At 45.9% G+C, this 25,210-nt stretch carries 23 protein-coding genes; 19 read left to right on the top strand and 4 right to left on the bottom strand.

The features are described 5' to 3' along the window. Positions 1-136: 136 nt before the first annotated feature. Positions 137-928, top strand: coding sequence for an SDR family oxidoreductase (locus AM231_RS12520; protein WP_054402888.1), 792 nt, complete (start codon positions 137-139; stop codon positions 926-928). Between the two features lie 95 nt (positions 929-1,023). Beyond that, entirely contained in the window at positions 1,024-1,272 is a 249-nt protein-coding gene (locus tag AM231_RS12515) for a YuzB family protein (protein WP_053492769.1), read from the top strand. Positions 1,273-1,371: 99 nt separating this feature from the next. Here AM231_RS12515 and trhO read toward each other — a convergent pair whose 3' ends face one another. The 3 genes from trhO to AM231_RS12500 all read right to left on the bottom strand — a co-directional run bounded on the left by trhO (position 1,372) and on the right by AM231_RS12500 (position 4,303). After that, complete coding sequence (trhO, locus tag AM231_RS12510) at positions 1,372-2,277, bottom strand: oxygen-dependent tRNA uridine(34) hydroxylase TrhO (RefSeq protein ID WP_054402887.1); 906 nt, start codon at positions 2,275-2,277, stop codon at positions 1,372-1,374. A 227-nt stretch (positions 2,278-2,504) separates the two neighbouring features. Beyond that, on the bottom strand, positions 2,505-3,041 hold the full coding sequence (locus tag AM231_RS12505; protein ID WP_054402886.1) for a PadR family transcriptional regulator: 537 nt from the start codon (positions 3,039-3,041) through the stop codon (positions 2,505-2,507). Positions 3,042-3,142: 101 nt separating this feature from the next. Continuing rightward, positions 3,143-4,303 carry a YhgE/Pip domain-containing protein gene (locus AM231_RS12500; protein ID WP_054402885.1) on the bottom strand — a complete coding sequence of 387 codons (1,161 nt, stop codon included), beginning with the start codon at positions 4,301-4,303 and terminating at the stop codon, positions 3,143-3,145. A gap of 513 nt (positions 4,304-4,816) precedes the next feature. On the opposite strand from AM231_RS12500, the gene AM231_RS12495 reads away from it, so the two are divergent. The 9 genes from AM231_RS12495 to AM231_RS12455 all read left to right on the top strand — a co-directional run bounded on the left by AM231_RS12495 (position 4,817) and on the right by AM231_RS12455 (position 15,818). After that, a complete protein-coding gene (locus AM231_RS12495; protein WP_054402884.1) occupies positions 4,817-5,854 on the top strand; it encodes an ABC transporter substrate-binding protein in 1,038 nt (345 codons plus the stop codon). Between the two features lie 59 nt (positions 5,855-5,913). Next, positions 5,914-6,834, top strand: a complete 921-nt coding sequence (locus AM231_RS12490; RefSeq protein ID WP_054402883.1) for an ABC transporter permease — start codon at positions 5,914-5,916, stop codon at positions 6,832-6,834. Continuing rightward, positions 6,834-7,628 (top strand): ABC transporter ATP-binding protein, encoded by a 795-nt coding sequence (locus AM231_RS12485; protein WP_054402882.1) that lies wholly within the window; start codon positions 6,834-6,836, stop codon positions 7,626-7,628. The genes AM231_RS12490 and AM231_RS12485 overlap by 1 nt, the downstream gene beginning before the upstream one ends. A 275-nt stretch (positions 7,629-7,903) precedes the next feature. Beyond that, positions 7,904-9,292: a helix-turn-helix domain-containing protein gene (locus AM231_RS12480; RefSeq protein WP_054402881.1), complete on the top strand. Its 1,389-nt coding sequence runs from the start codon at positions 7,904-7,906 to the stop codon at positions 9,290-9,292. A 323-nt stretch (positions 9,293-9,615) separates the two neighbouring features. Next, positions 9,616-10,407: a hypothetical protein gene (locus tag AM231_RS12475; RefSeq protein WP_054402880.1), complete on the top strand. Its 792-nt coding sequence runs from the start codon at positions 9,616-9,618 to the stop codon at positions 10,405-10,407. Between the two features lie 41 nt (positions 10,408-10,448). Continuing rightward, positions 10,449-11,816 carry a helix-turn-helix domain-containing protein gene (locus tag AM231_RS12470; protein ID WP_106406069.1) on the top strand — a complete coding sequence of 456 codons (1,368 nt, stop codon included), beginning with the start codon at positions 10,449-10,451 and terminating at the stop codon, positions 11,814-11,816. A 166-nt stretch (positions 11,817-11,982) separates the two neighbouring features. Beyond that, entirely contained in the window at positions 11,983-13,212 is a 1,230-nt protein-coding gene (locus tag AM231_RS12465) for a CynX/NimT family MFS transporter (RefSeq protein WP_054402878.1), read from the top strand. Positions 13,213-13,484: 272 nt separating this feature from the next. Beyond that, a complete protein-coding gene (locus tag AM231_RS12460) occupies positions 13,485-14,714 on the top strand; it encodes a chromate transporter (RefSeq protein ID WP_054402877.1) in 1,230 nt (409 codons plus the stop codon). 168 nt (positions 14,715-14,882) lie between these two features. Continuing rightward, a complete protein-coding gene (locus AM231_RS12455) occupies positions 14,883-15,818 on the top strand; it encodes an NAD(P)/FAD-dependent oxidoreductase (RefSeq protein WP_054402876.1) in 936 nt (311 codons plus the stop codon). Positions 15,819-15,883: 65 nt separating this feature from the next. Here the strand turns inward: AM231_RS12455 and AM231_RS12450 are convergent, their stop codons facing one another. Continuing rightward, positions 15,884-16,186: a hypothetical protein gene (locus AM231_RS12450; protein ID WP_054402875.1), complete on the bottom strand. Its 303-nt coding sequence runs from the start codon at positions 16,184-16,186 to the stop codon at positions 15,884-15,886. Positions 16,187-16,365: 179 nt separating this feature from the next. On the opposite strand from AM231_RS12450, the gene AM231_RS12445 reads away from it, so the two are divergent. From AM231_RS12445 to AM231_RS12410, 8 genes are all read left to right on the top strand, one after another. Then, positions 16,366-16,752, top strand: a complete 387-nt coding sequence (locus tag AM231_RS12445; RefSeq protein ID WP_054402874.1) for an antibiotic biosynthesis monooxygenase family protein — start codon at positions 16,366-16,368, stop codon at positions 16,750-16,752. A gap of 208 nt (positions 16,753-16,960) precedes the next feature. Further along, a complete protein-coding gene (locus tag AM231_RS12440) occupies positions 16,961-17,959 on the top strand; it encodes an AAA family ATPase (protein ID WP_082341704.1) in 999 nt (332 codons plus the stop codon). Positions 17,960-17,974: 15 nt separating this feature from the next. Then, on the top strand, positions 17,975-19,078 hold the full coding sequence (locus AM231_RS12435) for a DUF58 domain-containing protein (protein WP_054402873.1): 1,104 nt from the start codon (positions 17,975-17,977) through the stop codon (positions 19,076-19,078). Further along, a complete protein-coding gene (locus AM231_RS12430) occupies positions 19,075-20,382 on the top strand; it encodes a DUF4129 domain-containing protein (protein ID WP_054402872.1) in 1,308 nt (435 codons plus the stop codon). Before AM231_RS12435 ends, AM231_RS12430 begins: the two co-directional genes overlap by 4 nt. Positions 20,383-20,395: 13 nt before the next feature. Then, positions 20,396-22,348, top strand: a complete 1,953-nt coding sequence (gene pulA, locus AM231_RS12425) for a type I pullulanase (protein WP_054402871.1) — start codon at positions 20,396-20,398, stop codon at positions 22,346-22,348. A gap of 101 nt (positions 22,349-22,449) precedes the next feature. After that, a complete protein-coding gene (locus tag AM231_RS12420; RefSeq protein ID WP_054402870.1) occupies positions 22,450-24,054 on the top strand; it encodes an S-layer homology domain-containing protein in 1,605 nt (534 codons plus the stop codon). A gap of 133 nt (positions 24,055-24,187) precedes the next feature. Beyond that, on the top strand, positions 24,188-24,643 hold the full coding sequence (locus AM231_RS12415; RefSeq protein ID WP_054402869.1) for a RidA family protein: 456 nt from the start codon (positions 24,188-24,190) through the stop codon (positions 24,641-24,643). A gap of 2 nt (positions 24,644-24,645) precedes the next feature. After that, on the top strand, positions 24,646-25,173 hold the full coding sequence (locus tag AM231_RS12410; protein ID WP_054402868.1) for a GNAT family N-acetyltransferase: 528 nt from the start codon (positions 24,646-24,648) through the stop codon (positions 25,171-25,173). Positions 25,174-25,210 lie beyond the last annotated feature (37 nt).

Below are 25,210 nucleotides of genomic sequence, written 5' to 3'. Positions count from 1 at the left end.
ATATGGCAGGGGGATGAGTTGAAGGCTGCTTCCATGTCTTGATAGGAGTTTAGGCAGTTTGGTTCCAATACGATTCAGAGAAGGGCTCGTAAGGGTATGTATAATCATGATTAATTAAGACAGGGAGGTTGTGGCAATGTCAACAAATCAACGTTTGGATGGAAAAGTAGCCATCGTTACCGGAGCTGGTTCCGGAATCGGCCGGGCCGCAGCCCTTCTTATGGCGGAACAGGGCGCTAAGCTGCTGTTGATCGATATTGATCATGAACGTGTGGAAGAAGTTAAACGAACCATTGAAGAAGGCGGAGGTGAAGCACTAACGGGCAACTGTGATATCTCCAAAGCAGAGTCGCTGAAGGATTGCTTTCGTCAAGCAGCCGAGCAGTGGGGCAAGATTGATATCGTGTTTGCCAACGCAGGGATCAATGGGACCAAGGCTCCGATAGAGATTATGGAACTGGATGAGTGGGATGCTACCATCAATACGAATCTAAGAGGAACGTTTGCAACAATCAAATACGCGATTCCTTATTTGAAAGATAAAGGCGGCAGCATTATCATAACCAGCTCCATTAATGGTAACCGCGTGTTTACCGGATTTGGATTCTCCGCGTACAGCACCACGAAGGCTGGCCAGGTTGCTTTTATGAAGATGGCTGCCTTGGAGCTGGCGCGATATAAAATTCGAGTAAATGCGATCTGTCCGGGTGCCATTGCGACCAACATTGATGAAAGCACCATTGCGAAACCGGAGCTTGAAGAGGTGACCATTCCGATTGAGTATCCGGAAGGCGACCAGCCTTTGGCGGATGGTCCGGGACAACCAGCACAGGTAGCCCAGCTGGTGTCTTTTCTAGCATCGGATGATGCTTCCCATATTACCGGCACTGAAATTTATATCGATGGGGCAGAATCCCTCATACATTAATTTCACTCAATGGATCGATTATTTGACAAAATCGGTCGTTTTCATCATAATGAATGAACGAATTGTCAAATAGAATTGTGGTGATTGAGATGGGGATGGGGATTGTTGTTGTGGAAATATGCGACAGCAACTTGATGAGTGCTTTGGAACTTGAGCATCTTGAGGAATTATATCCCGAAATCGCTGTCCTGCGGGCGGATTGCATGAATCTTTGCGGGCTTTGCAAGCTTCGGCCCTATGCATTGGTAAATGGCAAACGTGTATTCGCGGCAACGACGGAGGAATGCGTTGAGAAGATCAAAGTGGCCATTGAGGAAGAGTTGTCTGTTTTCCAAGATGATTAATGCGTCTTGAGACGTCATCCTACTATATAAAAAAGGGCAAGATGCGACTGGTTCGCATCTTGCCCTTTCGTTTGTTCAAAGAAGAAATAGATGTAGCTCTTAGGAAGCGTTGTGGCTGGCAGCGACAATCTCTTCGCACTCCGCGGAGCAGCAACCATGGTGAAGCTCCTCACACTCTTCACAGCATACATGCTGCAGGTGGCAAGCGTCGTTATCGCAGTTGATATACCGGTCTTCCGGCTTGCCGCAGTGATGGCATTTACCCACGATAACATCCTCGTCCGTCTGATTGATGGGCACCGAAATACGCTCATCGAAAACATAACATTTTCCATCGAACAGACGGCCTTGCACTTCAGGATCTTTTCCGTAGGTGACAATCCCGCCCTCAAGCTGGGCAACATCTTTGAAACCTTCCTTCAGCATAAAGCCGGTCAGTTTCTCGCAGCGAATGCCCCCTGTGCAGTAAGTCAGGATCGTTTTGTCCTTGTGCTCGCTTAGGTTCTCGCGAATCCATTCCGGAAACTCCCGGAAGGATTGTACCTCTGGGCGTATCGCATTGCGGAAATGTCCGATATCGTATTCATAATCGTTTCGTCCATCGATAACGATCACATCGTCACGCTGCAGGGTCTCATAGAATTCCTGAGGGGATAAGCGGGTTCCGCTGATCACATTGGGATCAAGTTCATCCTCCACGCGGAAAGTAACGAGCTCTTCGCGGTGACGGACGAACATTTTCTTGAATGCATGTTCTTCGGATGGATCAATCTTAAACACCATATCCGCGAACAGCGGGTTGGCGTGCATATCCCGCATATATTGTTCCGTTTGTTCAATCGTACCGGATACAGTACCATTAATGCCTTCAGAGGCAACAAGGATACGTCCTTTGAGGCCCAGGTCTTTGCAGTATTGAAGATGTTCGTCCTTGAACATTTCGGGGTCCGGGATTTGAACAAATTTATAATAGAGAAGAATCTGATACATCTGTTGTTCTGACATGATTTCATCACCTGTTCTTTTCTTATATTCAGCCACTTCCATACCTTATAGAATTGTATTGAATTCAATCCACATAGTCAACTTAAATGTATAGAAAGTTTGCCATCAATTGAGAATCCCGGAGTAGTTCATATTAAGGACTGCTTATGAAATAAACAATCCTCCGAGTCTCATCATTACAAGATTCGAAGGATGGGTATGTAGACTGGGTCTTTTGTAAAGTGGGGCTATAGTTCCGTCAGCTCTCCCCGTACGTATGCCAGCAGCTTTTTCAGCCAAGAGATTTCAAGCTCCATATAGCTTAAGGAATGCTCCTGAATCAAATGAACATTAAGAGGCGTCCTGTGCTTCAGCGGATTCCAATCCTCGACAATTCTCTTCTTTGCCGCTTGAAGTTTTTCGATAGCCTCCTCGATCAGAAAGGCCAGTTTGACTGGATCAGCATGTTTGAGAAATACGGTGGAAGAATAGAGGGACTTTACATCTTTAAAGTTCTTGAAGGCGGCGTAAATTTCCTCCTCCAGCACTTTTCGTCCCGCATCCGTTATGCCATAGGTTGTTTTCTCAGGCCGGTTCTCTTCTCGTGTAACCTCTATCTTCTCGATAAATCCTTGTTTCAACAGCACTTCAAAGTTGTAATATAAACGTCCGTCGTTTATTTTTTGGACATCCTCCAGGTTATCGCTTTTCAGCATTTTTTTGATATCGTAAGGATGATGGTTTCCCTCGCACAGATTCCCCAAAATAAATACGCGAAGCGACATCGGCAAAGTCCTCCCTTTTCGCAACATACGAAGAGCCAGCCACTTCCCTGAAGGAAGCAGCAGGCTCTTTAGAATATACATTTATTTTAACTTAAAATGCTTTAAGATGCAGTAGAAATTGCTGATTTTTGTTTATCTGCCTCAGGTGACATGAATTTAAAGGATAATGCGACAAGAACGGTAGAGACAACGGCCATAATAATCAATCCTGTGAGATGTTCGCCGATTTTGCCACCGCCAAAGAGGATGCTGAACTCGGTTTGAACGGTATAAAACATAATAGAAATATGACTAAAGAACTTAAAGAATCCGTCCATCATACCGTAAGTAAGCACGGCACCACTCGAGATGGTCTGAATGAGCATTAAAGTGAGATTAGCAAAGATCGCTTTATCTTTTAACAGAATACTAAAGATCGACATGAACTCAATAGCAGCGAACAGTTCCAGCGAGTGGAGCAGCCACATCTTCACGAAGGTCTCGGTTCCATATCCACCTTGCACCAGGAAGTAAATCGTGAGCCCAATAAGCGGTGCCAGCAAGGAGACAAGGGCATTCACACCCTGTGCGGACCAGAAAGCGGGCCATAGTCCCATTTTTCCTTTGACCGTGTTCATTCCTCCGACAATCATCATGGAGAAGATCATGGCACCTACATAGGAAACCATCGTCAGGAAGAAGGGGGCCATCTGATTATGCATTCCCGCAGGTACAGGGTTAGAATAAACGACATTTGGCGTTACTTTGGAAGGGATATCAGCTGCAAGTGCCTTAGCTTGATCCGCCGGCATATTCAGCTTCAGCATAATTCCTTCAGCACCCTGAACAGCAAACTGCTGATTCAGGCTATTTGTAATTTGTGTAGAAATCTGATCCATTGTGCTGGTTACCATCGCCGGATTAGACTGGTTAATCATAAAATCCAATTGGGGATGCTCACCCTGCTTTGATAGCTTTTCACCAAAGTCTGCCGGAATATGCAGAATCATATGAATATCACGGTTATTCAATTCTTCCTTGGCCTGATCCAGTGGAAGATTCGTTACCATTTTAAATGGCAGTTGTTCCTGAAGCTGCTTGGCAATTTGCTCACCGGCTTTAGCATCCTCATTCACAATGGCAATGGACAGCTCGTCCATATTTCTCGGGATGGCGGAATAGCCAGACATGAAAATAGCGATGAATGCGATCTGATAAAAAATAATCATGACGATGCCGCCAATGACAGATCCATTCTTCAATAAAGTAAGAAAGTTCTTCATTTCTTGTGTACTCCTCTGTATATAGTATTTATATTTAAGTACTCAAATTTGAGTAAGTAATGATAAATTATACTCATCGACATAACCTGTGTCAAATTTCACAAGCGAAGTTGCTATGACATTTTTAACACTTGGTGTGGATGAATGTTAACAAAGAGAAGTATTTCGGGCGAGTTAAGACCTCAGGGACATCTCTAGTAAGTAAATATGGATCTAATTACCAGGCTGAGGAAATATCTATTTTATGGCTAATTAACTTTATCTTCTATATTAAACGTCGATTTTTGAGAAGACATCTGTCAAAAAGGGGAAGTTCTTTATAAGAAGCACTTTCTCTATAAAATCTTGATTGACGAATACAATTGGGTACATATAAAATGTTCATAATAGACCGTTGTTCAATAGGAACAACCTATTTTTTTACTTTAATGCTTTCGTCTATGAAAGCGGGGAAGCGTTGTCGCTTTATGTAGAAAGTTATGAATTTGGTTAACAAAGAGAGGGGTAACATTGATGAAGAGAAAAATGTGGTTATCACTGACGCTCTCCGCACTGCTCGTGACAGCAGTCGGTTGCGGAGACAAGCCTGGAGGCGATGCGACTAAGACCGGCAGCGGTGGCGATGCCGAGAAGAAAACGTATAGCATTGCTATTTCACAAATCGTAGAGCATCCATCCCTGGACGCAACACGGGAAGGCATCCTGGCAGCACTGAAAGACGGCGGTATCTCAGAGGCCGACGGAACGCTGAAGATCGATTACAACAATGCCCAAGGTGACCAGGCAAACAACCTGTCGATTGGACAGAAGTTAAAGGATACAAAATCGGATCTGGTGATAGCGATTGCAACCCCATCCGCACAGGCTGTTGCAGATAACGTGAAGGAGAAGCCTGTCTTGTTCGCGGCGGTTACGGACCCGCTTGATGCGAAGCTGGTGACCGACCTGCAGAAGCCGGGCGGCAACGTGACAGGAGCATCGGATACGAATCCTGAAGCAGCCAAACAGTTGATGGACTTTATCAGTACCCAATTTCCGAATGTGAAGAAGGTTGGTCTTGTAATTAATGAAGGGGAAGCAAATGCGGTTGTCATGGCGAAGACAGCTGAAGAGGCGCTAGCTGAGCATGGAATTGAGCTGGTTAAGGCTTCTGTTACCAATACTTCCGAGATTAAACAAGCAGCTGAATCACTAGTCGGAAAGGTAGATGCTTATTACATAACGTTGGATAACGTTGTGGTCAGCGGCGTTGATACCATTATCCAGACAGCACAAAAGAATAAAATTCCGTTCTTCTCCAGTGACCGCGATACAGTGGAGAAAGGGGCATTTGCCACCGTCGGATTTAAATACTATGACCATGGCTACCAGGTTGGTCAAATGGCGGTAGAGATCCTGAAGGATGGTAAGAACCCGGCTGATATGGAGGTTACAAAGCCGGATAAGCTTGACTTGATATTGAATGCGAAGGTTGCGGCTGACTATGGTATTGAAGTAACGGACGCCATGAAACAGGAAGTCAAAGACCCGGACAACAACATCATCGAGTAACTGTAAGGCGCGGACATGACTGCCCGCGCCTTGCTTAATTCTATAAGGAGGGTCATGACATGCTGGATTTCATAATGAGGTTGGATGGTCCGATTGAACTGGGCCTATTGTATGCGCTGATGGCACTTGGCGTGTATATAACGTTTCGTATCCTGGATTTCCCGGATCTCACGGTGGATGGAAGTTTTACAACAGGCGCAGCAATCTCAGCCGTTCTGATAACGAGCGGAGTGAACCCATGGCTTGCAACGCTGGCTTCATTCGGCGGAGGCATGCTTGCGGGAGTATGTACAGGTTTACTTCATACGAAAGGCAAAATTAACGGCCTGCTGTCCGGTATTATTATGATGATCGCCCTGTGGTCCATTAATATGAGAATCATGGGCAAACCTAATATTTCACTCAGTCAGGAAAAAATTATCTTCGGTTCGATTGATCCAATATATATCATGCTCGTGATCGTAATTATCGGAAAGCTGCTGCTGGATGCATTCTTCCGCACCGATCTTGGTCTCGCGCTCCGAGCAACTGGTGATAACAAGCGGATGATTCGCAGCTTTGGTGCCAATACCGACACTACAACGATTCTAGGCCTCAGCATCTCTAATGGATTAGTTGCTTTATCCGGGTCTGTGGTCGCCCAGCAATCCAGCTTTGCCGACATAAGCTCAGGTATCGGTATGATTGTGATTGGTCTGGCATCGGTTATTATCGGCGAAGCTGTGCTCGGAACCGGCTCGGTCTTCCGGACGACGCTGGCTGTTATCTGTGGTTCAGTCATCTACCGGATCGTTGTAGCTGCTGCTTACGAAATTCCATGGCTGGAAGCTTCGGATTTGAAATTAATCACGGCAGTTATCGTCATTATCGCCCTGGTGGTTCCAACCATCAACCGAGCGATGAAACAGCGTTCACAGGCACGAAAACGCTCCACAGAGCTGCTGGCTACACAAGGGAAGACCAAGGGAGGTGCTCTCTAATGCTGGAGATGAATCATGTGTCCAAGCTGTTTAATCCGGGAACGGTGGATGAGAAGATCGCCCTAATGGATGTTAATCTTCATTTAAAGCCGGGGGATTTCGTAACGGTTATTGGTAGTAACGGTGCAGGTAAATCCACACTGATGAATATTATTTCGGGCGTGATGAAGCCGGATGCCGGAGAAGTGCGCATTGATGGTACGTCCATCGGACATTTGCCTGAGTTCAAACGCAGCCGCTGGATCGGACGGGTATTCCAGGATCCGATGGCGGGCACGGCACCGCATATGACCATTGAGGAGAATCTGGCAATGGCATACCGCCGCGGCCAGTCCCGTGGATTCAGCATTGGCGTTACAGCCGCCAAGCGTGCTACCTTTCGCAAGCATTTAGAGCGGCTCGGCATTGGACTTGAGAGTCGATTGCGGGCAAAAGTTGGGATGCTCTCTGGCGGAGAGCGTCAAGCGTTAAGCTTGTTGATGGCTACCTTTACACAGCCGCAAATCCTGCTATTGGATGAGCATACGGCTGCCCTGGATCCTGCCCGTGCTGATTTGATCACTCGTATCACCGATGAAATCGTACGGGATATGAAGCTGACAACGCTCATGGTCACGCACAATATGGAACAGGCAATCCGTCTAGGCAACCGCTTGATTATGATGGATAAGGGACGCATCATTCTGGATGTCAACGAAGAACGCAAGAAATCGTTGACGGTAGAGCAGCTGCTCGGGGAATTTGAGCAAATCAGCGGTCACAAGCTATCCGATGATCGTCTGGTTTTGGGATAATACTTGTTCTAGATGAAGTGTCGTTATGGTTCGAGCAAAGAATACAATTGTTGAATCTCGATGAGTTAAATACAAAAAGCGTTCCGGGAATTGCGGAACGTTTTTTGTTGGATTCATGAGTAGATCTATAAGAATGTAAAATGAGATGTCATTCTTTTTAAATTATTAATAAAATATATGTCGGAAATAACTATTGACCGCTGGAATATTAATCAATATGATAGGATATAGAAAAATATACTAATATTTGGTTTATATACTAAGGTGGTGTTAGCTTGGTGATGACTGCCACGATTCGAGAACAAATTGAAGGCTTTTTACATAAAAACGAATTAACAATTAATCGGTTTGCCGAGATTTCTGAGGTTAACAGCGGCACGCTGAGCAATATTCTCAATGGGAATCGGCCGATTTCCATGCACCAATTAGATCGAATAACAGAGGCCATGAGTTTGGAAGAGGGTTATTTTTACGATTTATACATAAATGAATGTATCTTTCATGCTACCCCGGATTGGCGTCGCTTAGGGCCATTTCTCCACCGTTGTGCAGAGCTTGGGAAGCTGGATTGTCTGGATCAGTGTGTCCGATTGACCATGGATAGCACTTCCTATGCGTCTTTGTTATTCGATACGGCGGAGCATTTTTTCAAAGAGGGAAAGCGTGAGGCGGCTGTAATACTCTATAAGAGTGTTGCTGAAAGCGAACGATTTCAGCATTCGGAGCGCTTGGCCCTGTGTCAGTATCGGTTGTTTAAGCTTGGGCTCTCAGATGATCAGGAAGCTAACTTGAGGGCTGCCGTATATTTTGAGCCTTATATTGATCGATTAGATGAAGTATATCAATTGGATGCATTAGTGGATTTGATAAACGTAAATGGGTCTATCCATCGTTGGGATAAAGTTGAGGAATTTGCTGGGCAAATGTTACATAAAGCTAAAATTGAATATAATTACAATCAAACCGAAATAAAATATGAAGTGAAAAGGAAAAATCCTCTTATTTTCTATATATTATATGCAAATTTATCATTAGAAGCCAGCTTTAGCGAACGTGGTGAATACGAAAAGGCACTATATTATGTATCACAATACGAAGATCCTATATGGACAAAGAACACTGACAATAAAGAATTAATGATAATTGATCAGTTTAAAGAATGGGCTGTTGCTAACAGATATGTGTATCAGTTAATGGTCGGACAAATTGAAGTTCTTTCTGATTATGTAGAATACGTCTCAACACGTGAAGATGAGATTTTTCTCGCATTGTGTAACATAATGATCGCAGCAAATCGGCATAAGTTTAAAGTGGATCATATCTTGGAAAAATTTCAAGATTACCTAATCTATAAACCACAATGGAACAACATCGGTAAAGTTAGTGAGCAAGTAACACTAGAGAGGTATACACGATTATTGGCTGAACTAGGGATTTACTTTATAAATTCAGAACAATTTGATAAAGGTTTAGATTTTGTATTGGAAAGTTTGTGTAATTCAATTAAAATTAACAGTAATAACGGTATGCTTAGATGTATGGGGGTATTTGAACAGTATCGTCACATGTCATCGATTGAAACACAAAATCGTTATACTATCTTAGTTAGCGAGGTGCAAAAGTTAAATGAGAAAAAAATTGGTTTCTCTGCTAGTTACCTTTAGTTTTACTCTGGCTGTTATTCTTCCAACACTAACTCCTCCTATCGACAGTGACAAACAGCCAGGCGAAATTTCAACATTGTCGACCCATGGATTTGGATCATCTGGTACATAATTAGTATTACAAACCAACTAAGAATATGTTTTAGAGAGTTCTAAGCTTCCAATCTTCGGAAGCTTTTTTCTATTATTCAGGAAATTGTTTGCTTTAAATATACTTATATTTCATTCTGTTCATTGTCACTATTGACCTTGTTAATGTAAAATAATAGCATGTAATTAATTGTTACTCATACTAATACTTGGTTTTCCATCAGGGGGTGTTGTTGATTGGAAACGTCAGCCACGATTCGCAGTGGAATACTGTGAAAGTCCTTGCTAGAAAAATGGGTCACATAGCTAGATTGCATTATAATAATAATAGAAGGATCACAATCTTGCACGATGGTCAAGAAAAACCGGTAATTTCTTATATACTTTATTCTTATCTAATTCAAGCTAAAGTCTGTAGAGAAGCTGGAAACTTTGAAGAAGCATTAAATTTTATATCTTTATACGAATATCCGGATTGGATAATCGCTCCTTCCGAACAGGAACAAATAATAATCTCTCAGTTTAAAGATTGGGCAAAAGCAAATAGGTACCTATATCGGATGATGTCTGGATATTCAGAAGCTGTTGAGGAATATGTGAACTATATAAAAACGAGAAAAGATGAAATCTTCGCGGCCTTATGTAATGTGGTGGTAGCAGCGAATCGTCATCATTTCAACATAGATCATATCTTGGAGCAGTTTTCTAAGTATCAAACCTATAACCCGCAGAAAAACCAACTGGGTAAGATCAGCGAGCATGTTACAATCAGTCGTTATAATCGCCTCTTATCAGAGTTAGGGATATACTATTTGAATTCCAAACAGTATGACAGCGGTTTATCCTATATACTCGATAGTCTCGAGTATTCCATAAGAATTAAAAGTGATAATGGGATGCTGCGGTGTATGGGGATATTTGAGCAATTCCGTCATTCATCATCCGAGGACATACTAAAACGGTATGATAAATTAATACGTGAAGTCCAAAAATTATCCGTGTATGCTTGGAGCCCTCAAGTGTAAGTGAAATACTAATTATGGGCTTTTTCTGGGGGGTTGTTTATGTGATAATGACAGCAACGATTCGCCACGAGATCACAGAATTTATGGAAGATAATAATATGACTATTAATCAGTTAGCGAGATTATCCAGTATTAATAGTGGATCGTTAAGCAGTATTCTGAATGGAAATCGTCCCATGTCGGTGAATCAAATTGATCGCATCACTGAGAGCATGGGACTGACAGATGGACATTTTTATGATCGTTACATTTACGAATGTATATTTCATACAACCCCTGACTGGAGGCGTTTAGGAGCTTTTCTTGAACGATGTGCTACATTAAATAAACTGGATTGTCTTCATGTAGCCGCGCGGATGACGATGGAGAACATTACTTATGCACCGATGTTATTCGATTTAGCTGAAACCTTCTATAACGAGGAAAAATACAAAGCTGCTGCAATTCTGTATGAATGTGTGGCTGAGAGTGAGAAGTTCCAGCACTCTGAGAGGTTAGCCCTCTGTCATTATCGTCTTTTCCTACATAGCTCAAGCGATAATCAAGAGACGAATTGGCAAGCAGTGGTATTATTCGAGCCATACATTGAAAGGTTGAATGAAAGCTACCAACTCGATGCATATCAAAATTTAATCAATATTTATGTTTCACTAACACAATGGGATAAAGCGGCTTCTTTAGCAGTGAGAATGGGATCTAAGGCCATGGCAGGATATGAGAATCCACACAGTGGATATCAAGGCAGACATCCTCACATATTCTATATACTTTACTCTTATTTAATACGAGCAGGTCATTATTATGAATGCAGGGATTATGAACAAGCTTTGTACTATGTAGGTTTATATGAAAAACCAGACTTTATTAAAAAACCTACGGAAGATGAATGTAAAATTATTGAACAGTTTAGGGAATGGGCAGAAGCTAACCGATATCTGTTTGGCCTGATGAGTGGTCAGCTAGATGTCCTAAAGAAGTATGTGGACTATGTCGCATCAAGAGAAGATGAGATTTTTTTGGCTATATGCAGCATTATGATTGCCGCTAATCGTTACCAACTTCATGTTGATCCTATTTTGGATCGCTTTAAAGAGCATCTGCATTATAGACCTCAGAAAAATCAAATCAGCACGATCAGCGAGCAAGTTACAATGAGCCGTTATACACGCCTTCTGGCTGAGTTAGGAATATACTATTTGAATTCAAAACAGTACGATCGTGGATTATCCTATATTCTGGACTCCCTTGAGTATTCCATAAGGATCAAAAGTGATAATGGAATGCTGCGGTGCATGGGGATTTTTGAGCAGTTCCGTCATTCATCATCCGAGGAAATACTAAGACGGTATGATGAATTAATTGGTGCCGTTCAAAAATTATCCGTTTATGCTTGGAGCCCTGTTGTATAGGGCGGTATGTTCTGAAGTTTCCAGGTTTTCGAACGACCTTCGACGGGTAACATATGATGCGTAGACAGTCATGATGGAACCGTAGGCTATAGCCTTAAAGCCAGCTTTATGATAAACTCGGATAAGTCTGTTTTTGCATATTGGTTTACAGTAAGGAGTCCATGTCATGACATCAAGAAATTCTTTAGATCAAGCTACACATTCAGCAGGGCGTACATGGCTGGCCTTTGCAGGTATCATTCTTATTGCCATTAATCTGAGAGCAGCGATTACTTCGGTGGGCCCGCTGATCGGGATCATTCGCGAAGATACGGGCATCTCGAGCACTTTGGCCGGGATGTTGACCACATTACCGTTATTAGCGTTCGCTTTATTATCACCGCTGGCACCGACCATGGCCAAGAAGTGGGGGCTGGAAACAACCCTGCTGCTGAGCATGGTCGTTTTGACGATTGGTATTGGCATTCGCTCGATCTCCTCGTCATATACACTGTTGTTAGGTACCGCATTCCTCGGTATGGCTATAGCGGTAGGTAATGTGCTGCTCCCGAGTCTGGTCAAACGGGATTTTCCACGGCATATCGGATTAATGACAGGCACATACTCTGCCTCGATGAACCTGCTTGCAGCGATCGCGTCCGGTTTAAGTATTCCGTTGGCTACACAAGCAGGGCTTGGATGGCAGGGCTCGCTTATCTTATGGGCATCGTTGTCTGTAATAGCGAGTGTGGTATGGATGATCCGGCGTGGTCGTTCGGGAAAAGCCGTTGAAGTAAGCTCTGCTGGGCCCAAACAGCAAAGTGTGTTTAAATCACCACTTGCTTGGTATATTACTTTGTTTATGGGGCTTCAATCGTTTACGTTCTATGTAAACATCTCCTGGCTGCCTGAGATTCTGCGGAGCCAGGGCATTGATTATAGTGCTGCAGGCTGGATGCTCTCGATTCTTCAATTTGTCAGTCTGCCGTTTTCCTTCATCATACCTGTGTTGGCGGGGCGAAACCCTAACCAGCGGCTGCTCGTGACGATTTCGGCGTTATGCATGTTGATTGGTTATGGCGGCTTATTAACAGGAATGTCCTCATTAAATCTTTTATGGGTGATGTTGGTTGGTATTTCGGGTGGTGCGAATTTCAGTTTATGCTTGATGTTCTTCACCTTGCGTACCAAAACCGCTCAAGAAGCCGCTGCGTTATCCGGTATGGCGCAGTCATTGGGGTATTTATTGGCTGCTGTCGGCCCGCTGCTTATCGGTTTCTTGCATGATGCCACGGGAGCATGGAGAATCCCGTTGACGTTGTTGTCAGGCGCAGTCGTTGTATTGTTCATTACCGGTTTTATGGCAGCGAAGCCAGGCTATATCTCCGTACCGAATGATGAGAAGCAAAAAGGTTAAATAGAAAAGTAATCGCAAACGAATATCATTCATGCGGAATAACCTGGGAACGAACCATGGACACACAAGTCCATGGTTCGTTTTGTTTTATGGTCTGACCATGTTTCCCTAAGATCAACACCCAATTTCAAAAGATTTTACATGGCGTTTACATAAAGCGGTAGATTGGACAACAGTCTTCATATAATCTGAAATTTGATCATGCGCTATACATAGTAGTAAGCACAATGATTAATGTTCTTTCTTATCAAGCTTACAGGGAGCGATGATATTTGAATTCGCAAACAGAGATAGACCAAGCACAAAACCAAACAGGGAATACGCAGCCAACCGGCAAGTGGCGTGCATTGAACGAAACCTGGTGGACAGCTCTGCAGCTGGGGCTCACTTCGTTTGGAGGGCCAGTTGCTCATCTTGGATATTTTCACCAGACTTATGTAAGGCGTAAACAGTGGTTGGATGAGAAGAGTTATGCGGATCTGGTAGCACTTGCCCAGTTCTTGCCCGGCCCAGCCAGCAGCCAAGTAGGTATTGGTGTGGGGATCATGAGAGCAGGGCTGTGGGGCGGTCTGCTTGCTTGGCTTGGCTTCACCTTACCGTCTGTGCTCATGCTGATGCTCTTTGCCTATGTGATGCAAACATTTGACCCTGGTTCGTCAGGATGGATTCAAGGTCTCAAAATTGTTGCTGTGGCCATCGTGGCACAGGCGGTACTGGGCATGGCCGGCAAGCTGGCCTCTGGCCCCGTTCGGGCAGCTATCGCGCTAATAGCGATGGCCAGTGTCCTTCTGTGGCAGAGTCCCATCTCTCAAGTAGCGGTAATTGCTCTTGCTGGTGCAGCGGGGATCTGGCTGTTTAAGCGGCAGGTAAACGAAGAAAACGCCTCTGTGATCCGAATGCCAATGAGTCGGAGAGCCGGTCTTAGTTGTTTGGGTCTGTTTGTTTTGTTATTGATAGGTCTGCCACTCCTGAACGGGATGACTCATCTTCAGTGGGTAGGGATTGTAGACAGCTTCTACCGTGCGGGCTCGCTTGTATTCGGAGGCGGACATGTCGTTCTGCCGCTCTTGGAGAATGAGGTCCTTCTCAACGGCTGGATGTCCAAAGAGGATTTCATAACCGGTTACGGAGCGACGCAAGCCGTGCCTGGGCCCTTGTTTACTTTTGCCGCTTACCTTGGTGTCTTGATTTCGGGAGTTCCCGGTGGAATTATAGCTACACTGGCCATTTTTTTGCCTGGATTTCTGTTGATCGCAGGGACCATGCCCTTCTGGAACAGTCTGCGCAGCAATCCCAAGCTACAAGGCGTGTTGACAGGGATGAATGCTGCTGTGGTTGGGATATTGCTGGCGGCATTATATCACCCCATATGGACGTCCTCCATCCACAGTCCGTTAGAATTTGTAATCGGGGCGGGTCTGTTCGGAATGCTGATGTTCTGGAAATGCCCCCCGTGGCTTGTGGTTCTCATCGGTGCATTAGCTGGACAACTGTTTCTGTAGAGCCTAATTTAGCATAGGCCTTGGCATAGGATGCCAAGGTCTATTTGATGTGCAGGAGTAAATCCTTGCAGATTGGTTAAGTATTAGGGTGTACGTCTTCTTATCGCCTTTGCTGGCTCGTAGAGCAACGAACCTTAATACTATATAGAAATGAGTGAAAGTGGATATATGATGGAGAACGAAGTGAAGGATTGCATTATCGTTGGCGGAGGAATTGCCGGCCTGCAAGCAGCCATACAATTGGGCCGATACTCGGTCCATAACATTCTGGTGATCGACCGTGGGACGGGGCGGTCTACCCTCTGCAAGAATTACCGTAACATACTCGGTTGGCCGGACGGGGTCTCCGGTGATGAGCTAAGGAAGCTAGGACGAAAGCAAGCGGAAGCGGTTGGCGTAACGTTTGCAAATGATGATATCCGGAAGGCAGAACGAGATCAAGCACAGCATTTTGTGTTAACCGGCACAGACGGAAAGCAATACAAGTCAAGAACCTTGCTGCTCGCAACAGGCTTGATGGACCGCTTTCCCAAGCTTCCCGGACTCATCTCTGCCCTCGGGACATCCATCTTTGTGTGCCCCGATTGTGATGGATATGAAATTCAGGATCGAAAGACCATTGTTATAGGCTCGGGGGATCACGGAGCCAGCATGGCCGTCCTGTTATCGGAGCGAACTGGGGATTTAATCTATATCAACCATGAAGGAAAGTCTGTATCTTCTGAATATCTGTCTCAATTAGCGGAGCTTGAGATACCCTATGTTGAGAAGAAGGTGTCCGAGATTCGCTGTGAGGAAGACGGTATCCTATCGGCCGTCGTTTTGGAGGATGGCAGCATAATGACGGCCGAGCGGGGATTTATATCCTTTGGCGGAAACACGATCTATTCTGAGTTGGCTGAGCAGCTGGGAGCGGAGCTTGAGCACAACCGGCATGTCAAAGCCGATCCCCGGACCAAAATGACGAATATCGAATTGTTATGGGTTGCAGGTGATCTGGGTGTCCATTCCGAATTGTCCACTGTGGCGATGGGGGACGGATCGGTGGCAGCCATCTGGATTCATAAAGCTCTTAAGAAGATGAATAACGGGACGGATCAATAAATAAACCGCCTGATCAGACACGGCAACGATGCTTCATGACCGTGAGATCAGGCGGTTCTTCTGTTTTATTTTAGATCGAATCTTGTGATATGGTCTGTAAGGTTATATTTCTGCAGTAACTCGGCTTGTTTGGGACCGATTAGATCAAAATGCGGGTAAGGCAGGCGGTAATGGATATAGTCCGGGTTAAGTCCGTTGGATATGCACCAATCCTGAAGACGGTGAATATCCGAGCAGCCCACTTTGGTCACCGTGTTGAACTGTGGAAACCGTTTGTCATACCAGTAATGAGTCAAAAAAGCGATGTCTCCTTGCTTCACCTTCAACTTCCATTGCTGCAATTCCTGCTTCGAGATGCCGAATGCCATAGTTGTCTCATCCTCATTCGTATATTCATGCTTCTTATTATATCAGCATATACTTGACTGCACCTATTAGTTTACCACAGCATGTTGGGAAGCCAAGAAATAGTCCTGTGTGCTATCTATATGAAGTTTACCGTGACCTGAACGTTGATGGGATGGATATCGAAGAGGGGGGAAGCGATATGATACTGGAATCAGCGATTCTTTATATCAAACCTGGGCTGGCAAGTGAGTTTGAGAGCGCCTTTCGTGAGGCCTCAAGTGTTCTGTTATCGAAAAAAGGTTATATAGACCACGAGCTTCACAAGTGCGTAGAGAACCGGGACGAGTATATATTCCTCTCTCGCTGGAGCGGCATTAAAGACCCCTTAATCGGCTTCCGGAGGCATCCGGATTATAAGAGATGGTCGGACTCTCTCGATCCGTTTTATGCTCGTCCTCCAGAAATTAAGCATTATATCGACATCCGTGTGGATCGTCGCGATGAGGCAGATCAGGTGCTGATGAAAATATTGCTCGCTAAAGGTGCGACATTCACGGACCCGGAAGAGACGAAATCTGAGGAATGAACCATGTTGAGTCATGAATATCCATAAAGTACCAATAACGTATTGTAACTCGAGGCTGTCTGCGGACAGCTTCTTGGTGTGTCACAAGCAATAAACGGGAAGAGCATGTTTTATTCCGGCACAAAAAGATACCACCAGTGTGCATTGAATAGGATTTTGCCTCAATTAACAGGAATAATGGTATGTCGTGACGAATTTTGTGTGTGAAGTGAAACTATATAAGGAGTGGGTTACTATTACTATAGATTATCATGGTGTTCGTCGTCTTGCTGACGATATTCGGGTAAACGTTTCCAAAGTCATGGTGGGTAAAGAGCAATTGATTGATCGTCTGTTTATCGCCATGGTCACTTCCGGTCATGTACTCCTGGAGGATGTGCCTGGGACAGGCAAGACTTTACTGGCCAAGTCCATTTCAAAATCCATTGATTGCACGTTTAAGAGAGTACAGTTTACTCCGGATTTACTGCCGTCAGACTTGAGCGGTATTTATTTCTATAATCAACAGTCCTCGGCTTTTGAATTCCGTCCCGGACCACTGTTTACCAACATACTCCTGGCCGACGAGATTAACAGAGCGACCCCGCGTACACAGTCCAGTCTGCTGGAGTGTATGGAGGAACGCCAGATCAGTATTGACGGGGTCACCCATCAACTGAAAGAACCGTTTCTTGTCATTGCCACGCAGAACCCGCTCGAACAGCAAGGAACGTTTCCACTGCCAGAGGCGCAGTTGGACCGTTTTCTATTTAAACTGAATATGGGGTATCCTTCTTCAGAGGAAAGCGTAAATATACTGAAACGATTTAAAGATGATCAGCCTTTGGAATCTCTTACGGCAATCGCGACATCTGACAGCATCGTAGAAGCCAGGCATATCGTCAGCAAAGTCCATGTGAGTGACGAAATGCTTGCTTATATCGTTGCGTTAGCTGAGCAATCCAGACGCGATGAAGCAGTGCTGTCCGGCGTAAGCCCAAGGGGCTGCCAAGCTTTGCTGAAAGCCGTACAAGTTCAGGCTGTTCTGAAGGGCAGGGAGTTTGTAACGCCTGATGATGTGAAGGATTTGGCTGTGCCGGCTTGGGCACATCGTATAAAGCTTAAGGGAACGCTACATAGCCGTGGCGGTGCTGCCGCATCCGAGGAGGTCATTGAGCGGCTGCTGCAGCAGGTTGCCGTACCGACCGAAGAAGGCATCATGTCATAGGGGGCGATATCGGGAATGGGAGCCTACTGGATATTGTTAATCGCCGCTGTGGCGGTCGTAGTGCAAGCCAAGATTTTTAACCAGGCATTGAAAAAGCTGAACTACACCCGCTCCTTCAAGGTGTCTACCTGTTACGAAGGAGATTCCGTGGAGTTGATTGAAATCATCGAGAATCGTAAAGCATTGCCTGTGCCCTGGCTCAGGGTGGAGTCTCAATTCCGCTCAGGCCTGGCATTTGATAATCAACTTAACCTGGATATTAGTGAAGGCCAATTCAATCAGAACCACAAAAGCTTCTTCAGTCTGCTGCCATGGACCAAAATTCATCGTAGACATCGGATTACCGCTCAGCGAAGAGGTCTGTATAAGCTGGGTTCCGTTACGATGACAGCGGGTGATCTGGTCGGGATAGTCTCCATTGTGCAGAGCAAGACGATGACGGGTGGTATTATCGTATATCCCATGCCCATGGATGTAACTGAGATGGATCTGCCGGTCCAAACCTGGATGGGCGAAATGCTGGTTCGACGATGGATATTAGAGGATCCTTTCCTAACATCGGGCGTACGTGAATATCGGGATGGAGATCCGTTAAAGGATATACAATGGAAAGCAACGGCACGGACTGGCCGTTTGCAGGTCCACAGACGGGATACGACAGCTGACAGCCGACTCTTAATCTATCTGAATATCGAGGACCACGAGCAGATGTGGAACAAAGCGACCCGACCTGAGCCGATCGAGCATGGTATCCGGCTAACAGCCGGTATTACGGCACATTTATTAGCGCAAGGGATGGAAGTCGGGATGGGGACAAACGGCACGCTGGGTGAGGAAACAAGCCTTGAGGCGTTTGTCCCGGTTGCAGGCGGCATGACGCAGCAGCAGCTCATATTGGAAATGCTTGCACAGCTTGAGCTGACACGCAGGCTATCATTCCATGACTATATGGTGCAAGAACTTTCCCGGCATACAGAGGCAACCGATATTCTTGTACTGAGCACATACGTCAGCCCCAGGCTGGAAGAAGTATTTCAGCGATTTCGGGAGTTTGGCCATACGATCCAGGTCGTTCCTCTTGAAAATGTACCTTCTCCTGCGAAGGAGGTGTCTGCATGAGTAGTCAAGGTTCCAGAGGATTTATAAAGGTGTTCTTCCAGGGATTCGTTGAATGCTTGCTCTATTTTCCTGTGCTTTTTATTCCGGTATTCTACTTATTGCCCGAAACGTACCGATGGATCTGGCCTGCAGTGGTATTAGGCGGGTACCTATTAGGTTATCTAGGTTCGCTATGGTTCAAGTTCGATCGTCAGTTCAAGGCGTTATTATGGGCGTGCCTGATGGCTATTGTGGTACCCATCGTTTTTGCAGGTGTAGATCGGGCGCTCGTTTATCTCATTCCTGTATTGTTTATAGCCAGTTATCGAGGGAGCCGCATGGAGCAAGTGGACTGGAGTAAGATGTTCCCGGGAATTTATTTCCTGGTAGGATTGATCTTGTATGGGCTCAGCAGCTTTGTATTACGTTATCTGGCTTCCTTCCAGGATGGAATGGCGCTACTTACCTGGATGGGGGCAGCGGCGCTAATCACGACCCTACTGATCGTCAATCGCCAATCCGTGCTTGAGGAAACCCTTCCAGGCAATGACCAGCCTATATTGGAACGGCGTGTGCTGCGTTACAACCGCTGGTTTGTCATCATATTGCTGCTTCTGATCGGAACCGTTGCTTTCCTTCCCCAGCTGCAGCAATGGGTCTCTGATTTAGCCAGAGGGATTACATCATGGATCATTGGCATTATAGGTACGGGAACGGAGCAGGTTCCAGATTCGCCTCCTGAGCCAGAACCTCCACCGGAAATCCCTTTCTTGGATGAAGAAATAAAACCAGCAAGTCCGTGGATCAAGATAATGGAGAAAATTCTGCTGTATGTTGTTTTCACGGTGATTGGAATCGGTATCATCTATGCTTTGTTTAGGTTAGGTAAAGTGCTGCCACAGCTATATAGAAGATTCTCTGCATGGATGAACAGGTTAATGAACAGGCAGCCTGCTCCATCCTCTCTGGGATATGAAGATGAAGTGGAGAAGATTGAACATGATCCGGCTTCCAAGCGGTTAAGACGGTTGTTATCCGGTATGCGAATCGGTGGAAAGTTACGTTCAGGAGAAGGACCTCAGCAGCTCAATGAGAAAATTCGCCATATGTATCGGATGATACTTTCTAGAAGTATCAGGGAAGGCTATCATTGGAAAGCATCTCTAACGCCGCGGGAAACCAAAAGCGAGCTTATGGAATGGGACGGTCAGAGTGATAGAATACCGCCATCCTTGATCGAGCTTTATGAGGAAGCCCGTTATGGAAACCGTGCTATCACTCAAGAAGAGGTTGATCGTTTACAACAAGAACGGAAGTCTACATAAGGAGTGAGACATCTTGTCCGTACAAAAAGAAAGCGATGCAGTCATTCATTACGGGGATCTGGCCGTAACCGGCGGAGTCTCCGTGTTTGATAAAGAATTTGACGAGCTATTTTACTATGAGGGAACCGATTTGGGATTAACCTATCACCCTCAAGAGTCTGCGTTCCGTCTGTGGGCGCCGACAGCCAGCGAAGCCTATGTTCTTCTGTATGCGGATTGGCAAACAGCAGAAGCCCGTCGATACGCGATGACTCGAGATGTGAAAGGGACCTGGCAGCTAACCATCGCAGAAGATCTTCAGGGCATGTATTATACCTACCAGGTTCTTATCGGGGACCAGTGGAACGAAGCCATTGATCCCTATGCAGCTGCCGTTGGCGTCAACGGGGACCGAGCTTGCATTGTAGATATGGCGACGACCGATCCTAAGCGGTGGACCGAAGACAAACCACCATTACATAGTCCGGTGGATGCCATTATCTATGAATTGCATGTTCGGGATTATACCATCCATTCGGACAGCGGAGTGGAGCACAAGGGCAAGTTTAAAGGTCTTACAGAGACAGGCACACGCGGGCCGGAAGGAATTCGTACAGGACTCGATCATATTGCTGAGCTGGGAGTTACGCATGTGGAGCTTCTCCCGATCTATGATTTCTCAACGGAAAGCGTGGATGAAACCGCGCTTCATGTCCCACAGTACAATTGGGGGTATGATCCTAAAAATTACAACGCCCCCGAAGGTTCGTACGCTACCGATCCATACATACCTGAGGTGCGGATTCGCGAACTGAAGCAGATGATTCAAACTTTTCATGATCACGGCCTTCGCGTCATTATGGACGTGGTGTACAACCATGTCTATGACGGGTATTTAATTAATTTCACTAAGCTGGTCCCTGGATATTATCTTCGCTATAACAAGGATCGCAAATTTTCCAACGGATCGGGATGCGGTAATGACACAGCCTCCGAACGGCCGATGATGCGAAAGTTCATTGTGGAATCCGTCCTGCACTGGGTGAAGGAGTACCGGATTGACGGTTTTCGCTTCGATTTAATGGGTTTGCTGGATGTTGAAACAATGAATGAAATCCGGTCACGTTTGGATGAGATCGACCCATCCATCATCACGATCGGAGAAGGCTGGGTTATGAATACCGAGCTGGAGGAAAAGAAACGTGCGAATCAGCAGCAAGCAGCGTTGATGCCGCGGATCGCGCTTTTTAACGACGGATTCCGGGATGCAGTTAAGGGGGACATCTTCCAATTCGACTACAAAGGCTTTGTAAGTGGAGGTGTTGGCTACCAAGACAAGGTAAAGCGAGGCATTGTGGGAGGCATTTCGTATTCCAGAGAAATCAAGGCATTTGCCTCCGAGCCAGATCAGTGTGTAAATTATGTGGAGTGTCACGATAACCATACCCTATGGGACAAAATTATGCTGTCGACGGAAGGAGATACTGACATCGTGCGCCGTGCTATGCACCGACTGTCATCAGCCATGATCCTGACCAGTCAAGGCATCCCTTTCTTACATGCTGGCCAAGAATTTTATCGATCCAAGAATAGGATAGAGAACAGCTATAACTCCAGTGATGAGATCAATCGACTAGATTGGGAGATGGCATCACAGCACCTGGATGGAGTGAGATATATTCAGCGGCTTGTTCAGCTTCGCAAGGAGCATCCGGCTTTTCGAATGAAAGATGCTGCATCGATTCGTGAGCAACTACAGTTTGAGCCCTGTCCTGAGCATGCCATTGCTTTCACTCTTCGCGATCATGCAGGTGGTGATACAGAGAAACATATATATGTACTGTATTATGCGGCTCGCAAAGAGTCTTCTCTCGTTTTACCCCAGCTGGGCGATTGGAAGGTTTTGCTTGGAGAAGAGCTTATAAAACGTATAAGTCGGGAATCACTTGTCGTCTCCGGAATTGGCGCTGTCATATTATCCTGCTAAACCATGAACAGCCAGCTAATATTACCAAGAAATGAATAATGCCTGATTCTACCTTCATCTGATATGCTGAGAGTATCAGATGATAGAATCGAGGCGTCCCTTTGAAGAAATATATCCTGTCACTTTGTTTGCTGTTGTCATTTACAGCGCTGTTAAGCCCTGCTCAGACATCAGCGGCGCAAGCTCCTGGTTCAACTGCTTTTCACGATATTTCAGCTAGCTTTGCCAAAGAGGCGATTAATCGTCTGGCCAAGCGGAGTATCGTAAGCGGTGACGGCACAGGGGCTTTTTTGCCGCGAAATCCGGTTACCCGTGCCGAGTTTGTCACGATGGTTGCCAGAATGCTCAGGATGGAGCCTGTTCAGAATGATCTGCCGGCCTTTCGGGATGTATCGAAGTCGGCTTGGTATTATGGCTGGATTCATGCAGCCCTTAATCTATCGATCGTTGAGGGGAATGGATACCGGTTTTACCCGAATGATCCGATAACTCGGCAGGAGGCCGCTGTAATCGTAATCCGTGCCATGAAGCAGAGCGGAGTAAATTACACAAATACAGCTGCCATCTATGCAGATTCTGCTTCTATTGCTCAGTGGGCTTGGAATGCTGTTAGCCAAGCGACTGGTACGGGTTGGCTTCAAGGAAGCAAAGGGCAATTCAGACCGCAGGACGCGATTACACGCGAAGAGACAGCAGCACTATTGGACCGAATCCTTCAGACGGGGAATGTGAAGTCCAGAATTGACAGTCAGACTCCAGTGAATATTCATATGGGCTGGCTGTATAATGGCACGGCAAACCAATACATCTCTTATGCCAAACGAGCCGGATTGAATGTGCTTGTACCCCGGTGGTTTTACATGGAGTCTAACGGAAAGGTGTCCGACAGCACGGACATCGAGCTGTTGAATTGGGCGCATAACAATGGTCGTCAGGTCTGGGCGATGGTGGGTAACTGCGGCAATGATGAAGGAACTCACCAGGTTTTGAGCAGTGCACCAATTAGGAAGTCCGTCATAGACCGTATTACTGCCAATGTGGCCCGATATCGATTGGACGGGATTAATATCGACTTTGAGAACGTTATGCCTTCGGATCGGCAGAATTTAACGACCTTCATCACGCAATTATCTATCGAATTGAAGCGGCTCGGGGCCAAGTTATCCATCGATGTCTCTCCTGATCTGAATACGGATTGGACGGCTGCCTTCGATTATGCGTCGCTTGGCAGGCAAGTGGACTATATGGTGCTCATGAGCTATGACCAGCATTGGGGCGGCTCGCCCATAGCGGGCTCTGTATCCTCCCTGCCATGGAGCGAATCTGCTCTGAACAAGCTGCTGACTCAAGTTCCGGCTAAGAAAAGCATTATCGCCTATCCGCTCTACACCAGGGATTGGCGGATTGCGTCATCGGTGTCCTCACAGGATATCACTTTGGTCGAACAGGGACATCGCACTCGTCTGAAACGAGCATCCTTATCATGGAATGCCGATGTGGGACAGTATGAAGCTGCCTATAGAAATAATGGGATTCAGCATCGTATATGGACCGAGGATGCCCGCTCACTGTCATGGAAACATCTGATGGCGGCCCGATATCAAATTGCAGGATATGCCTATTGGTACCCGGGCGCCGAGACAACAGACGTATGGCAATCCATTTACAACGCAGAGCGTTATGCCTCTTATTCCTTTGGGATATAACACTCATCTTATTGGATTTATGACGAATCCCGGCTGCGTGGGCTTCGTCTTTTTTTAGTTGTAAAGCCGAAATTCCGTGATACAATAGTAAAAATCAATTTTGGGATATTTTTCAAGAGAGAGGTGTGTGGATATGGCTAATCACGCGGAGGAACGGCTGAGGCAGCTGGGCATCAGCTTGCCGGAAGCCAGCTCGCCAGCCGCCAAATACGCCAACTATGTCATCGTTGATGGGTTAATGTATGTTTCAGGCAAGGGTCCCTCAGGACAGCCAAGGGGCAAGCTAGGCGTCCAGTACACGACAGAGCAGGGTTACGAATTCGCTCGCCTCACCGGAATTGAAGTCTTAGCTGTATTAAAAGAAGGCCTTGGATCGCTTGATAAAGTGAAGCGCGTCGTTAAGATTCAAGGCTTCGTTAACGCAACAGCCAACTTTGAAGAACACCATAAGGTGTTGAATGGCTTTTCGGATCTGATGCTAGAGGTGTTCGGAGATCAAGGGATACATGCGAGATCCGTATTCGGAGCTGTATCCTTGCGGGATCAGCTGCCTGTTATTGTCGATTCGATATTTCAAGTGGAGGAGTAGGCATGGTAATGGAATTAAGGGAGCTGCAGGAGAAGGAGAGCGAGGGCCTTCTGCTTATGGTCCAGGAAATTGGTGATGGCGGAAACGGCTTTGTTAACAGCTTAAACAGCATAAACATGGAAGAATTCTCGTCCAAAGTCCATCGGAATTATGAAATAGCGCGAAGCATCAACTTGCCCGACGAGTATGTTCCCCAGACGATTTACTGGCTGAACCATAACGACAAGCCTGTGGGTTACGGCAAACTCCGACACCGTTTAAATGAGAAGCTGCTGGAGTTAGGAGGGCATATCGGATATGTCATCAGGCCTTCAGAGCGTGGAAAGGGCTATGGCAAGCGGATGCTGGCCGAATTGATTAAGAAAGCCCAAGAGAAAAATATAAGCCGGGTGCTCTTAACCTGCGATGAATCCAACCTGGCTTCCCGTCGCATCATTGAATGGAATCATGGTGAGCTGAGTTCCATTGCCGACGGGATGTGTAAATACTGGATTGATACTTCACAGGACTTAACTAGAAGAGATTGTTAGGAATATGGGATCAGCAAAACAAACCGCACAGAATATA

Source organism: Paenibacillus solani (assembly GCF_001277345.1).
Lineage (GTDB): Bacteria > Bacillota > Bacilli > Paenibacillales > Paenibacillaceae > Paenibacillus_AQ > Paenibacillus_AQ solani.
The sequence above is the reverse complement of the archived record's forward strand: the minus strand, read 5'-3'. Positions and strand labels throughout refer to the sequence as shown.